Here is a 12739-nt window from a genome sequence, read left to right on the forward strand (position 1 = left end):
AGGAAACACCGTGAAGCGATCTCCGTTCATTCCCGCCGCCTTGCTGGCCGCACTGTCGTTCGTCGCGCCGGCGCAGGCGCAGACACTCAACTGCAATCGCGACTTCGCGCAGAAGGGCGATTCCAAGTTCACCATCCTGCAGAAGTGCGGCGAGCCGGTGTTCAAGGACAACTTCTGCGCCAAGCCCGACCCGAACCCGCAGGTGATCGTGCCGCCGGCTTCCTCGACCGGAAGCAAGACCGTCATCGTCAACAACAACAGCAATTGCGACCAGAGCGAGGAGTGGACCTACCGGCCTGGCTCGGGGCAGTTCGAGACGATGCTGCTGTTCCAGAACGGCGTGCTCAAGAGCATCCGCTACGGCAGCCGGATCCCATGACCTGAGAGGTCATCGACGCGAATCGCGTGCGACGCGACCATTCCTTCACCCCGCGATGTTGCGGGTCTGGACACCGAAAGGAATGGTCACCATGAACACCGCCGCACACGACGCCACCGCCATTGCCCAACGCTACATCGCCGTCTGGAACGAAACCGACGCGGCGCGCCGCGCGGCGCTCATCGAAGCCGGATGGACCGCCGACGCGCACTACGTCGACCCGATCGCGCAGGCCAGCGGGCACGAGCAGATCAGCGCGCTGGTCGGCGCGGTGCACCAGCGCTATCCGGGCTTCCGCTTCAACCTGCTCGGCAAGGCCGACGCGCACGGCGACCACCTGCGCTTCTCGTGGACGCTGGGGCCGAGCGGTGCGGAAGACCTGATCCAGGGCACCGACTTCGCGCAGGTCGACTCGGGCAAGCTGCGTTCGGTGACCGGCTTCCTGGACAAGGTGCCGGTCGGCGCCTGAGCGAAGAAAACTGAACGAGGGATGAACGGCCGGGCCTTCAGCCGCGAGCTCAGTCCGGCGCGCCGGCGGGCCGTCCGCGCCACAGCTTGCGGTAGACGGTCGCCCGGCTGATGCCCAGGGCCCGCGCGGCCTCGGCCACGTTGCCGCGCGCATCGGCCACCGCCTTGCGGATCAGCGCGGTTTCCACGTCGCGCAGCCGCGGCCGGTTGTCGGAAACGTTTGCGGGCGCCGTGCCGCCGTTGCCGCCGCGCTGGGGCCGTACCTGCACCCGCAGGCCCGACCAGAGCGGCACCTCGAGCACGGCGTCGCCGCGGCGGGCCGCGTCGAACATCATGTGAAGCGGCAGCGCGAAGAGATCGTTGAAGTTCAGCGCATGCTCGCTGCGCGGCAACGGCTGGTGCAGCATCTGCCGCGCCGCCGCGTTGGCGCCCGTCACGTTGCCCACGGCGTCGATGCACAGCAGGCCCTCGGTGGCCTCGCTGCCGGAGTTGCCCGGCCAGGCCAGGCGCAGCAGCAGCTCGCAGGGCTCGCGCATCACCAGCATGTTCTCGATGCTGCGCGCGGAAAGGGTCGCCAGGTGGCGCAGCTCGGGCCGCTCGACCACCTGCACGCCGGTCAGGTCGAGCATGCCGATGCAGTCGCCCCGGGGACCGAAGAGCGGAGCGCCGGCGCAGCTGTAGACGCTGGTGTCGTCGAAGAAATGCTCGCCGCGGTGCAGCCAGACCGATTCCTGCTCGGCCAGCGCGGTACCGATGGCGCTGGTGCCGATGGCGCGCTCCGACAGGTCGACGCCGATGCGCGCGAGGTCGCGCGCATAGCGGGTGGCGGCGTCGGTACCGTCGGGTAGCCTGCCCACGTCGACCACGATGCCGTCGGCATCGGTCAGCACGGCGAAGTAGCGGGTGTCGGCGATGGCTCGGGAGAGCTGGTCGATCACCGGTCGGGCCGCCGAGACCAGCGCCCGGTTGCGCTCGGCGATGTCGATGCTGGCCGACCGGCTCACCGGATCGAAGCTGACGCGCTGCCGCGGGCTGTGCCCGGCCTCGATGCAGCGCTGCCAGGAGCGGGTGATCCACGAATCGATGCAGTCGGCCCCGCGAGCCCGTACGGGCGACTCGCCTTCGATCAGTTCGCGGCGGGCTTGGGCAATGGCCAGGGAACGCTCAGGAGGCGGCGAAACGATTGATACAGACATCGTGGTTTTTCGCGCATGTATGCAGGCTTTTCCTGGCCCGCCGGATGGCAAGCTGTTTCATTTTGAGAATTTCGCGCGGTCTGTGCAAGTGTCAAGGGTTTTGCCTAGGATAGTGCGAAAGGTCGGCATCCAAGATGCTTTTGCTGAAACAGCCATCACCTTTTACGGAGACAGCCAAATGCAGGTCGCTTTCAAGGTCAACGGCCGTCAGGTCACGGTCGACGCTCCTCCCAACACCTTCCTGGTCCACGCTCTCCGAGAGCACCTCCACCTCACCGGAACCCACGTCGGCTGCGACACCGCCCAGTGCGGCGCCTGCACCGTCCACGTGAACGGCCGTGCCGTCAAGTCGTGCAACGTGCTGGTGGCCCAGGCGGCCGGCGCAGAAATCACCACCATCGAGGGCATCGCCGAGGCCGACGGCACCATGCACCCCATGCAGGCGGCCTTCAAGGAATGCCACGGCCTGCAGTGCGGTTTCTGCACGCCCGGCATGGTCATGAGCGCCATCGACCTGTGCACCCACCACCCCAAGTCGAGCGAGTCGGAAATCCGCGAGCTGCTCGACGGCAACCTGTGCCGCTGCACGGGCTACCAGAACATCGTGAAGGCAGTGAAGATGGGCGGCGAGGCGATGGCCTCGGGCACCCCCGTCAAGACAACCGCAATGGCTTGAAGGGAGTGACATCATGGGCGCTTCCGACTTCTCGAACCTGCCGCACATCGGCGAGGCTCTGCGGCGCAAGGAGGACTACCGCTTCCTGACCGGTGCCGGCAACTACACCGACGACATCACGCTGGCCAACCAGAGCCATGCGGTCTTCGTGCGCTCGCCGCACGCCCACGCCGCCATCAAGTCGGTCGACACGGCCGAGGCGCTGAAGATGCCCGGCGTGATCGGCATCTTCAGCGGCAAGGACATCGAGGGAAAGATGGGCGGGCTGCCCTGCGGCTGGCTCATCAACAACCCCGACGGCACCCCCATGAAGGAGCCGATGCACCCGATCCTGGCGATCAACAAGGTGCGCTACGTGGGCGACCACGTGGCCATGGTGGTGGCAGAGACCGTCGAGCAGGCGAAGAACGCGGCCGAGGCGGTGGTGGTCGACTACGAGGTGCTACCCGCGCTCGTGAGCGTGGCCGACGCGGCGAAGAAGGCCGGCGGCGTCACCCTGCACGACGAGGCGCCCGACAACCAGTGCTACAAGTGGGCGCTGGGCGACAAGGCCGCGGTCGACGCTGTGTTCGCCGGCGCGGCGCATGTGACCAAGCTCGACCTGATCAACAACCGGCTGGTGCCCAACCCCATCGAGCCGCGCGTGGCCATCGGCAGCTACAGCCGGGCGAGCGACGACTACACGCTGTACGTGTCCAACCAGAACCCGCACGTCGAGCGACTGCTCATGACGGCCTTCGTGCTGGGCCTGCCCGAGCACAAGGTGCGCGTGATCGCCCCCGACGTGGGCGGCGGCTTCGGCTCCAAGATCTTCTTGTATGCAGAGGACGTGTGCCTGACCTGGGCCGCCAGACAGCTCAACCGCAACATCAAGTGGACGGCCGAGCGCTCCGAATGCTTCCTGTCCGACGCGCACGGCCGCGACCACGTGAGCCACGCCGAGATGGCGATGGACAAGGACGGCAAGTTCCTCGCGCTGCGCGTGCATACCGACGCCAACCTGGGCGCCTACCTGTCGACCTTCTCGACGGCGGTGCCCACCATCCTCTACGCCACGCTGCTGGCGGGCCAGTACACCACGCCGCAGATCTACGTCGAGGTGGATGCCTGGTTCACCAACACCGCCCCGGTCGATGCCTATCGCGGGGCAGGGCGGCCCGAGGCCACCTACTTGCTGGAGCGCCTGGTGTCGCGCTGCGCCTGGGAAATGAACCTGGGGCAGGACGAGATCCGCAAGCGCAACTTCATCAGCAGCTTCCCGTACCAGACGCCGGTGGCGCTGCAGTACGACACCGGCGACTTCCACGCCTGCATGGACAAGGCCCGGGTGCTGGCCGAGGTCGACGGCTACGCCGCGCGCAAGACGGCGAGCGAGGGCAAGGGCAAGCTGCGCGGCATCGGGTATTCGAGCTACATCGAGGCCTGCGGCATCGCGCCGTCGAACATCGCGGGTGCGCTCGGTGCGCGGGCAGGCCTGTTCGAATGCGGCGAGATCCGCGTGCACCCGACCGGCAGCGTGACGGTGTTCACCGGCTCGCACAGCCACGGGCAAGGGCATGAAACCACCTTCGCGCAGGTGGTGGCGGCGCGGTTGGGCATTCCGGTCGAGAACGTCGACGTGGTGCACGGCGACACCGGCCGCGTGCCCTTCGGCATGGGCACCTACGGCTCGCGTTCCATCTCGGTGGGCGGCGCGGCCATCATGAAGGCGCTCGACAAGATCGAGACCAAGGCCAAGAAGATCGCCGCGCACCTGATGGAGGCGAGCGACGCCGACATCGAGTTCGCCAACGGCGAGTTCACGGTCAAGGGCACCGACAAGAAGATCCCGTTCGGCCAGGTGGCGCTCACGGCCTATGTGCCGCACAACTACCCGCTCGACAAGCTCGAGCCGGGCCTGAACGAAACCGCCTTCTACGACCCGACCAACTTCACCTTCCCGGGCGGCACCTACATCTGCGAGGTCGAGGTCGACAAGCAGACCGGCGAGGTCAGGGTCGACCGCTTCACCGCGGTGGACGACTTCGGCACCATCATCAATCCGATGATCGTCGAGGGCCAGGTGCACGGCGGGCTGGTGCAGGGCATCGGGCAGGCGCTGCTCGAGAACTGCGTCTACGACAAGGAAACCGGCCAGCTGCTCACCGGCAGCTTCATGGACTACGCCATGCCGCGCGCGGGAGACTTCCCGCAGTTCAAGCTCGACACCGTGTGCACCCCGTGCACGCACAACCCGCTGGGCACCAAGGGCTGCGGTGAGGCCGGGGCCATCGGCTCGCCGCCGGCCGTGATCAATGCCGTGCTCGACGCGCTGGCGCCGCTGGGCGTCAAGGATTTCGACATGCCTGCCTCGCCCAGCCGCGTCTGGGAAGCGATGCAGGCCGCAGCCGCCAACCCTTAAGTACAACAAAGAAGGAATCACGCCATGTACGCCTTCACACTCGAACGGCCCGCTTCCGTGGCCGACGCGGCCAAGCTCATCGGCGCCGGCGGAAAGCCGCTGGCCGGCGGACAGACCCTGCTGGCTTCGATGAAGCTGCGCCTCTCGGCCCCCGAACAGCTCGTGGACCTGAGCGGCATCAAGGAACTCACCGGCATCGCGAAGAACGGCAATGCCATCACCATCGGCGCCATGTCGCGCCACCTCGACGTGGCGAACAACGCCGACGTGAAGGCCGCCTACCCGGCGCTGGCCGACCTGGCCTCGCGCATCGGCGACCGGCAGGTGCGCGCGATGGGCACCATCGGCGGCTCGGTGGCCAACAACGACCCGGCCGCGTGCTACCCCAGCGCGGTGCTGGCCTCGGGCGCGACCATCGTCACCTCGAAGCGCGAGATCGCCGCCGACGACTTCTTCCTCGGCCTCTTCACCACGGCACTGGAAGACGACGAGCTGATCACCGCGATCCGCTTCCCCGTTCCGAAGCGCGCCGTCTACGAGAAGCTGCGCCAGAAGGCGTCGAATTTCCCGCTGGTCGGCGTGTTCCTCGCGCAGTACGACAGCGGCGTGCGCGTGGCGATCACCGGCGCGGGCAACGGTGTGTTCCGCCACGCGGGGCTGGAAGACGCGCTGAACAAGAGCTTCACCGCCGCGGCCGCCGCCGCCGTGAAGATCGACGCGAGCGACCTGAACAGCGACCTGCATGCGTCGGCCGCGTATCGGGCCAACCTGATCAGCGTGCTGACCCAACGCGCAGTCACCAAGGCCCTGGGCTGAAGAACCCCGGGGGCGCTCTGTTCGCTTGCTGGAAGACGCGACAGCCTCGCGTCTTCCGCTACGCTTCGCCATGATCTTCCCGAGCATCGATTCCCTCTCCGCCGGACTCGTGCAGGCCGGCTACTTCGCCGACCGCCGGCTGGCCACGGCCGTGTTCCTCGCGCTGAAGCTGCAGCGCCCGCTGCTGCTCGAAGGCGAGCCCGGCGTCGGCAAGACCGAGCTGGCGAAGGCGCTGTCGACGGCGCTGGGCCGCGAGTTGCTGCGCCTGCAGTGCTACGACGGCCTGGAGCAGCGCGAGGCGCTCTACGAATGGAACTACGCAGCGCAGTTGCTGCACATGCGCGCAGCCGAGGCCACCGGCGCGGCGCGCGACGTGGAGGCCGAGGTCTACCAGCCGCACTACCTGATCCGCCGGCCGCTGCTGCAGGCGCTGCAGACGCCGCTGCCCGGTGCCGTGCTGCTGATCGACGAGGTGGACCGCGCCGACGAGCCCTTCGAGGCCTTCCTGCTCGAGTACCTGGGCGAATACCAGGTGAGCATTCCCGAACTGGGCACGGTGCGCGCGGTGGCGCCGCCCGTCACCATCCTCACGAGCAACCGCACGCGCGAGCTCAACGATGCGGTCAAGCGCCGCTGTCTCTATCACTGGCTCGACTACCCGGAGCGTGAGCGCGAGCTGGCCATCGTGCGCGCGCAGGTGCCCGAGGCCGGCGAGAAGCTGTCGGCCCAGGTGGCGACCTTCGTCGCGCGGCTGCGCGAGGCGCCTTTCGCCAACGCCTTCCAGCGCGCGCCCGGCATCGCGGAGAGCGTCGAGTGGGCGAGGGCGCTGATCGCGCTCGACACCGTTGAGCTCGATCCCGAAGTAGTGGTCGACACCGCAGGCATCCTGTTCAAGCAGCGCGACGACGTGGCCGCGCTGACGCAGGAGCTGGCGTCGGACCTGCTCAAGCCCGAGGCGTGAGCTGTCGATGGCCACCACCGGCGTGCAGCAACTCGGCGACGTCCGCAGCGGCAAGCTCGCGGGCAACATCGCCGCGTTCGGCAGGGCGCTGCGTCGCGCGGGCGTTCGCACCGACGCCATGCGCATCGCGCTGGCCGCCGAGGCCGCCACGCTGGTGGGCGTGGAAGACAAGCTCGACCTGAGCGCAGCCATGGAGGCGGTGATGGTCAGCCGCGAGCAGGACCGCATGGTGTTCCGCGAACTCTTCGATGCCTGGTTCCGCGACCCGGAACTGGCCAACAAGCTGCTCGCCCAGATGCTGCCGAGCGCAGAAGGCAAGGCCGAGCCCTCGAAGCGCCGCCCGCGCGTGCGCGAGGCGCTCAGTGCGCCACGCACCCTCGCCAAGCCGGTGGAGCCGGCCAAGCCCGACCGCGAGATCGAGTTCGATGCCGCCATGACCTCGAGCGACAGGCAGCGCCTGCAGCATGCCGACTTCAATGCGCTCGGCGCCGCCGAATACCGGCTGGTGGAGCGGCTCGCGCGCGACATCCGCCTGCCCATTCCCGAGCTGCCGTCGCGCCGCCTGCGTGTGGCCGGCGACGCGGGCCGGCAGCATGCGCGCATGCACTGGCCGGGCGTGCTGCACGAGGCGGCGCGCACCGGCGGCGAGATCATGCGGCTGCCCCGGCTCGCCCGGCGTGAGCAGCCGTTGCCGCTGCTGGTGCTGGTCGACGTCTCCGGCTCGATGGAGCGCTACGCACGCCTGCTGCTGGCCTTCCTGCATGCCGCGACCCGGCGGGCCGGCCGGCGAGACGTGTTCGCCTTCGGCACCCGGCTGACCGACCTGACGCCGGCCTTCCGGCTGGCCGACACCGACGCCATGCTGGGCGCCGCCAGCCTCGCCATCGACGACTTCGCGGGCGGCACCCGGCTCGGCGCCTCGCTGGCCGAGCTGCGCCGCGCGCATGCCCGCCGCCTGACCGGCCGCCGCACGCTGGTGCTGGTGATCAGCGATGGCCTCGACACCGGCGAGCCCTCGCTGCTGGAGCAGGAGTTGCTGTGGCTCAAGCGCCATTCGCGCCGCCTGCTGTGGCTCAACCCGCTGCTGCGCTTCGAGGGCTACGCCCCTCTGGCGCGTGGGGCCGCCGTGTTGCACCGGCAAGCGGACGCGATGCTGGCGGTTCACAATCTCAGCGCACTCGAACAGCTCGCAGCGAGCCTGGCCACCCTGATGCGGTCCGGCCGCTAGCGGCGCACGGGAAGGAAGACAAAGGAAACCCACCATGGAAATGCTCGGAAACCGCCGCCTCGGCGTCACCCAACAACAGGCCTGGGAAGCGCTCAACGACCCGGAAACATTGAAGAAGTGCATTCCCGGCTGCGACAAGTTCGAGCTCACGGGCGACAACCAGTACAGCGTCGCGCTGGCGGTCAAGATCGGCCCGGTCTCGGCCAAGTTCAACGGCAAGGTGCTGCTGTCGGACATCGTGGCGCCCGACGGCTACAAGCTCACCTTCGAAGGGCAGGGCGGCGTGGCCGGATTCGCCAAGGGCTCCTCGAGAGTCACGCTCAAGCCCGTGGCGGCTGAAGCGCCTGTTGCTGTTGCCGCACCGGCGGACGCTGGCATCGCGCACGAGGCGGATGCCGCCACACCGCCTGCTCCCGCCGCAGGCTGCGAGCTCGACTACACCGTGCAGGCCCAGGTCGGCGGCAAGATCGCCCAGCTCGGACAGCGCCTGATCGATGGCGCGGCCAAGTCCACCGCCGACGATTTCTTCAAGCGCTTCGAGGCCGAGATGCAGAGCCGCTACGGCCCGCCGCCCGCGCCCGCGGCGGAAGCCGCCGAGGCGCCTGCCGAGAAGGCCGGGATGATGTCGGGCCTCATGAAGAAGATCGGCCTCGGCAAGAAGGACGACAAGGACGAGCCCGCCGCACCGGGCGGCGACGCTGCCTGAAACTGCGGGGCTTGCCGTCATGGAAAACCTCGACGTCATGGTGCTTCGCACGCTGCGCGACTGGCGGCGTGCCGGCAAGCGCGCGCTGCTGGCGACGGTGGTGCGAACCTGGGGCTCGTCGCCCCGGCCGGTGGGCTCGATCATGGCCCTGGCCGAAGAAGGCGCGGTGGTCGGTTCGGTCTCGGGCGGCTGCATCGAGGACGACCTGATCGCGCGCTACAGCCACGCCCACGGAAAGGCCGAGAACGTACCGCTGGGCGCGCCGCCCTCGCTCGTGAAGTACGGCATCACCGCCGACGAGGCGCACCGCTTCGGGCTGCCCTGCGGCGGCACGCTGGAGCTGCTGCTCGAGTACGCGCCCGATGCCGGCTCGCTCGAGCTGCTGGTGGCGCAGCTGGAGCAGGGCAGGCTCATGCAGCGCACGGTGACGCTCGCCACCGGCGCGGTGAGGCTTGCCGAGGCGACGGCGCCCGACGAGCTCACGGTGAACGACACCGAGCTGACCAACACCTTCGGCCCCGAGTACCGCATGCTGCTGATCGGCGCCGGCCAGCTCGCCGAGTACCTGGCCACCATGGCCAAGTTCAGCGGCTTCGCGGTCACGCTGTGCGACCCGCGCGCCGAGTACCGCACAGCCTGGTCGCTGCCCGGCGTGCAGATCACGACCGAGATGCCCGACGACGCGGTGACCGCCTTCAGGCCCGACCGCCGCAGCTGCGTGGTCGCTCTCACGCACGACCCCAAGCTCGACGACCTCGCGCTGCTCGAAGCGCTGCAGAGCGATGCCTTCTACGTCGGCGCCATCGGCTCGCGGCGCAATGCCGACGCGCGGCGCGACCGCATGATCGAGCACTTCGACCAGACCGAGGAATCGCTCGCGCGGCTGCGCGGGCCCATCGGCATCTACATCGGCAGCAAGACGCCGCCGGAGATCGCGGTGAGCGTGATGGCGGAAATTCTCGCAGTGAAGAACGCGGTGACGCTGCCGCGCGAGATGGAAGTGGCGCAGGCCAAGGAGCGGCTGCTGGCCGCGTGACCCCGCTGCAGCCTTCTTTCGATCAGCCCTCGTAGGGCGGGATCGGCCCCTGGTCCGAAGGCGAGGGCGGCGGCACGTCGCCGTTCTTCTGGCGTTCGCGGAACAAGGCGGCGCGCATCAGGAAGATGGTGGTGACCGGCGTGGTGAGCGCCACAAAGAGCACGATCAGCACGCCGTGCAGCGAGAGGCTGTGGCCCTGCACCGAGAAGTACACGATGGTGGCGACCGTCATCGACCACACGCCTCCGGTGGCGCCCAGCGTGGGTGCATGGATGCGGCGGAAGAAGGTCGGCAGCCGAACCAGGCCGAAGGAGCCGATGGCGGCGAAGGCCGCGCCCAGCACCGCGAAGACGGCGGTGACGATCTCGGCCCACAGCGGCAGCGGGCCCAAGATGAAATCGTTCATTCAATCACCTCCCCGCGCAGCAAGAACTTGGCCATCGCCGTCGAGCTCACGAAGCCGAACAGCGCGATCAGCATCGCGGCGGCGAAGTACACGTCGCTCGCGTAGACAATGCCCAGCACCAGCATCATCAGCATGCCGTTGATGTAGAGGCAGTCCAGCGCCATCACGCGGTCTTGCGCGGAAGGGCCGATCAGCAGGCGCGCGACGGCGCAGAGCATCGCCACAGCCAGCAGGAACAGCGCGAACTTGAGCGACCAGAAAAGGATGGGCGTCATGATTCGAAGATCTCCATCAGCGGACGTTCGTAGCGGCTCTTGATCTGCGCGATGAAGGCCGCCTCGTCCTCGAGGTCGAACACGTGGATCAGCAGGGTGCTGCGATCGAAGGCCACCTCGCCCCAGGCGGTGCCGGGCGTGAGGCACATGATCATCGAGAGCACCGCGAGCCCGTTGGGATCGCGCATGTCGAGCGGGATGCGCAGGAAGCTCGCCTGGATGTGCTCGCTGCGGCGCGTGAGCAGCGCGCGCGACACCGCGAACACCGACACCGACATGTCGTAGAGCACGATGCAGCACAGCCGCAGCGCCACGCCGGGGCGGCGCATGCGCACCGTGGCGGGCCGCAGGCCCTGGGTCAGCAGCGGCACGGCAATGGCCAGCAGCACGCCCGACAGCAGCGTGCTGGCCTCGAGCGACTGGTTGAGCAGCAGCCAGATGACGAGCAGCGCCAGCGAAAGCGGCGGGGAGGGAATCAGGCGTTTCATGGCGTGGCGCCCTTTCCTTCGGCCTTGGCGGACGGCACCGGATTCGGCACCTGCCGCGCCTCCATCACCGCTGCGCGGTAGGCCGTTGGCGTGCGCAGGCCTTCGGCTGTGGCTTGCGCGTGGCGCAACACCGGCTCGGCCCAGACCGTGAGCGCGATGCAGGCCACGATGAGCCCGGCCACCGGCAGCACCTCGAGCGCTGGCAGCGAGGGCAGGTTGCCGTGCGGCTGGGTCCAGAAATGGCGGATGCCGGTGCGGCTCAGCGCGATCAATGCGAGGAAGCCGGAGGCGATCAGCAGCACCAGGAAAGTCCAGTCGGTCGCGCCGATCGCGCCGCTGCCGCCCATGAGCCCCGAGAGCATCGCGAACTTGCCGACGAAGCCCGACAGCGGCGGCAGGCCGGTCAGCAGCAGCGTGCAGATCATGAAGCTCAGGCCGAGGAAGGCGACGCCGGCCGGAATCGCCCGCCCGTAGAGCGCCTGCGCGTCGTCGTCGAGGTTCACGTCGCTCAGTGCGCTCAGGTCCTCGGCCAGGAAGGGCGCGGTGCCCGCGGCCTCGTGCGGCGCCACGCTCATGCCGGCATTGCGCCAGCGCTCGATCATGTCGATCAGCAGGAAGAAGGCACTCACCGCGAGGGTGGAGCTCAGCATGTAGAAGAGCGCGCCGGCCCACACGGCCGGCTGCCCCAGCCCCACCGCGGCGAGCAGCGTGCCGGCCGACATCAGCACGCTGAAGCCCGCGAGGTTGGAAAGCCGTTGCGTGCCGAGGATGCCGAAGGCCGCCACGAACAGCGTGGCGATGCCCGCGCCCACCAGCACCGGCTGGCCGAAGGCGGCCGACGCGCCGGTGTCGGGCGCGAAGAGCACAGTCCACAGCCGCAGCACGGTGTAGACGCCCAATTTGGTGAGCAGCGCGAACACCGCGCCCACCGGCGAGACTGCGGAGCTGTAGGCCGGCACCAGCCAGAAATTGAGTGGCCACGCGCCCGCCTTGGCGAAGAAGGCTGTGAAGAGGATCGCCGTGGCCGCGTGCACCAGGCCGCGGTCGCCCGGCGCGAGCTCAGCGATGCGCATGCCCAGGTCGGCCATGTTGAGCGTACCGGTCACGCCGTAGAGGATGGCTGCGCCGATCAGGAACAGGGAGGACGCCGCGAGATTGATCGCGATGTAGTGCAGCCCAGCCTGCACGCGCAGCCGGCCCGAGCCGTGCAGCAGCAGGCCGTAGGAGGCCGCGAGCATCACCTCGAAGAACACGAACAGGTTGAACAGGTCGCCCGTGAGGAAGGCGCCGTTCAGGCCCATGAGCTGCAGCTGCAGCAGCGGATGGAAATGCACGCCCGCGCGGTCCCAGCGCGAGGTGGAATAGATGGACGCGGCGAAGGCGATCACGCCGGTGAGCGCCACCATCATGGTCGAGAGCCGGTCCGCCACCAGCACGATGCCGAAGGGCGCGCGCCAGTTGCCCGGCAGGTAGACACCGATGGAGCCGGGCCCGCCGCCGGTGTCGGGTGCGTTCACCCAGCGCAGCAGCGCGAGCGCGGCCAGCAGGCCGACGAGGCCCGAGACCACGCTCAGGGCCGACTTGGTGCGCCGGCGGTTCTCGCCCAGCAGCAGCATGAGCGCTGCCGTGAGCATGGGCACGAGGATCGGCACCGCCACCAGGTGCGGCATGCTGAACTCGAGCAGCCGGTCGAGCAGATGGAA

Annotated in this window: 14 protein-coding genes; 9 read left to right on the top strand and 5 right to left on the bottom strand. The window is 68.7% G+C overall.

Annotation, left to right across the window (positions count from 1 at the left end; all coding sequences use genetic code 11):
* Positions 1-10: 10 nt before the first annotated feature.
* Both ABL840_RS11280 and ABL840_RS11285 read left to right on the top strand, forming a co-directional pair.
* Positions 11-379: a DUF2845 domain-containing protein gene (locus ABL840_RS11280; protein WP_176947443.1), complete on the top strand. Its 369-nt coding sequence runs from the start codon at positions 11-13 to the stop codon at positions 377-379.
* A gap of 91 nt (positions 380-470) precedes the next feature.
* Positions 471-848 carry a nuclear transport factor 2 family protein gene (locus ABL840_RS11285; RefSeq protein WP_093301127.1) on the top strand — a complete coding sequence of 126 codons (378 nt, stop codon included), beginning with the start codon at positions 471-473 and terminating at the stop codon, positions 846-848.
* A gap of 49 nt (positions 849-897) precedes the next feature.
* Here ABL840_RS11285 and ABL840_RS11290 read toward each other — a convergent pair whose 3' ends face one another.
* A complete protein-coding gene (locus ABL840_RS11290) occupies positions 898-2043 on the bottom strand; it encodes a helix-turn-helix domain-containing protein (RefSeq protein ID WP_093301125.1) in 1146 nt (381 codons plus the stop codon).
* 178 nt (positions 2044-2221) lie between these two features.
* Between ABL840_RS11290 and ABL840_RS11295 the strand changes: the two genes are divergently transcribed.
* From ABL840_RS11295 to ABL840_RS11325, 7 genes are all read left to right on the top strand, one after another.
* Complete coding sequence (locus ABL840_RS11295; RefSeq protein WP_093199016.1) at positions 2222-2719, top strand: (2Fe-2S)-binding protein; 498 nt, start codon at positions 2222-2224, stop codon at positions 2717-2719.
* Between the two features lie 13 nt (positions 2720-2732).
* Positions 2733-5120: a xanthine dehydrogenase family protein molybdopterin-binding subunit gene (locus ABL840_RS11300; protein WP_093199018.1), complete on the top strand. Its 2388-nt coding sequence runs from the start codon at positions 2733-2735 to the stop codon at positions 5118-5120.
* Between the two features lie 24 nt (positions 5121-5144).
* The gene (locus tag ABL840_RS11305) at positions 5145-5936 is read left to right on the top strand and encodes an FAD binding domain-containing protein (RefSeq protein ID WP_093199021.1); all 792 of its coding nucleotides are present in this window, start codon (positions 5145-5147) and stop codon (positions 5934-5936) included.
* Positions 5937-6006: 70 nt separating this feature from the next.
* Entirely contained in the window at positions 6007-6897 is an 891-nt protein-coding gene (locus ABL840_RS11310) for an AAA family ATPase (RefSeq protein WP_093301123.1), read from the top strand.
* Between the two features lie 7 nt (positions 6898-6904).
* Positions 6905-8125: a vWA domain-containing protein gene (locus ABL840_RS11315; RefSeq protein ID WP_093301121.1), complete on the top strand. Its 1221-nt coding sequence runs from the start codon at positions 6905-6907 to the stop codon at positions 8123-8125.
* 34 nt (positions 8126-8159) lie between these two features.
* Positions 8160-8831, top strand: a complete 672-nt coding sequence (locus ABL840_RS11320; protein ID WP_093301119.1) for a CoxG family protein — start codon at positions 8160-8162, stop codon at positions 8829-8831.
* A 19-nt stretch (positions 8832-8850) separates the two neighbouring features.
* On the top strand, positions 8851-9867 hold the full coding sequence (locus tag ABL840_RS11325; protein WP_093301117.1) for an XdhC family protein: 1017 nt from the start codon (positions 8851-8853) through the stop codon (positions 9865-9867).
* 22 nt (positions 9868-9889) lie between these two features.
* Here ABL840_RS11325 and mnhG read toward each other — a convergent pair whose 3' ends face one another.
* From mnhG to ABL840_RS11345, 4 genes are read right to left on the bottom strand one after another with little or no spacing between them, the layout of a single operon-like run.
* Positions 9890-10273, bottom strand: coding sequence for a monovalent cation/H(+) antiporter subunit G (gene mnhG, locus ABL840_RS11330; protein WP_093199037.1), 384 nt, complete (start codon positions 10271-10273; stop codon positions 9890-9892).
* Entirely contained in the window at positions 10270-10548 is a 279-nt protein-coding gene (locus ABL840_RS11335) for a K+/H+ antiporter subunit F (protein ID WP_019654754.1), read from the bottom strand. The genes mnhG and ABL840_RS11335 overlap by 4 nt, the downstream gene beginning before the upstream one ends.
* The gene (locus ABL840_RS11340; protein ID WP_093199040.1) at positions 10545-11036 is read right to left on the bottom strand and encodes a Na+/H+ antiporter subunit E; all 492 of its coding nucleotides are present in this window, start codon (positions 11034-11036) and stop codon (positions 10545-10547) included. The genes ABL840_RS11335 and ABL840_RS11340 overlap by 4 nt, the downstream gene beginning before the upstream one ends.
* Complete coding sequence (locus ABL840_RS11345; RefSeq protein WP_093301217.1) at positions 11033-12706, bottom strand: monovalent cation/H+ antiporter subunit D; 1674 nt, start codon at positions 12704-12706, stop codon at positions 11033-11035. Before ABL840_RS11345 ends, ABL840_RS11340 begins: the two co-directional genes overlap by 4 nt.
* Positions 12707-12739 lie beyond the last annotated feature (33 nt).

It is taken from the genome of Variovorax sp. NFACC27 (assembly GCF_048301545.1).
Lineage (GTDB): Bacteria > Pseudomonadota > Gammaproteobacteria > Burkholderiales > Burkholderiaceae_C > Variovorax > Variovorax gossypii.

Excerpts from the sequence above, each read along its gene's own strand:
- ABL840_RS11285 (WP_093301127.1), top strand. The coding sequence starts at position 471 with ATGAACACCGCCGCACACGACGCCACCGCCATTGCCCAACGCTACATC.
- ABL840_RS11290 (WP_093301125.1), bottom strand. The coding sequence starts at position 2,043 with ATGTCTGTATCAATCGTTTCGCCGCCTCCTGAGCGTTCCCTGGCCATT.
- ABL840_RS11295 (WP_093199016.1), top strand. The coding sequence starts at position 2,222 with ATGCAGGTCGCTTTCAAGGTCAACGGCCGTCAGGTCACGGTCGACGCT.
- ABL840_RS11300 (WP_093199018.1), top strand. The coding sequence starts at position 2,733 with ATGGGCGCTTCCGACTTCTCGAACCTGCCGCACATCGGCGAGGCTCTG.
- ABL840_RS11305 (WP_093199021.1), top strand. The coding sequence starts at position 5,145 with ATGTACGCCTTCACACTCGAACGGCCCGCTTCCGTGGCCGACGCGGCC.
- ABL840_RS11310 (WP_093301123.1), top strand. The coding sequence starts at position 6,007 with ATGATCTTCCCGAGCATCGATTCCCTCTCCGCCGGACTCGTGCAGGCC.
- ABL840_RS11315 (WP_093301121.1), top strand. The coding sequence starts at position 6,905 with ATGGCCACCACCGGCGTGCAGCAACTCGGCGACGTCCGCAGCGGCAAG.
- ABL840_RS11320 (WP_093301119.1), top strand. The coding sequence starts at position 8,160 with ATGGAAATGCTCGGAAACCGCCGCCTCGGCGTCACCCAACAACAGGCC.
- ABL840_RS11325 (WP_093301117.1), top strand. The coding sequence starts at position 8,851 with ATGGAAAACCTCGACGTCATGGTGCTTCGCACGCTGCGCGACTGGCGG.
- mnhG (WP_093199037.1), bottom strand. The coding sequence starts at position 10,273 with ATGAACGATTTCATCTTGGGCCCGCTGCCGCTGTGGGCCGAGATCGTC.
- ABL840_RS11335 (WP_019654754.1), bottom strand. The coding sequence starts at position 10,548 with ATGACGCCCATCCTTTTCTGGTCGCTCAAGTTCGCGCTGTTCCTGCTG.
- ABL840_RS11340 (WP_093199040.1), bottom strand. The coding sequence starts at position 11,036 with ATGAAACGCCTGATTCCCTCCCCGCCGCTTTCGCTGGCGCTGCTCGTC.
- ABL840_RS11345 (WP_093301217.1), bottom strand. The coding sequence starts at position 12,706 with ATGCCGCACCTGGTGGCGGTGCCGATCCTCGTGCCCATGCTCACGGCA.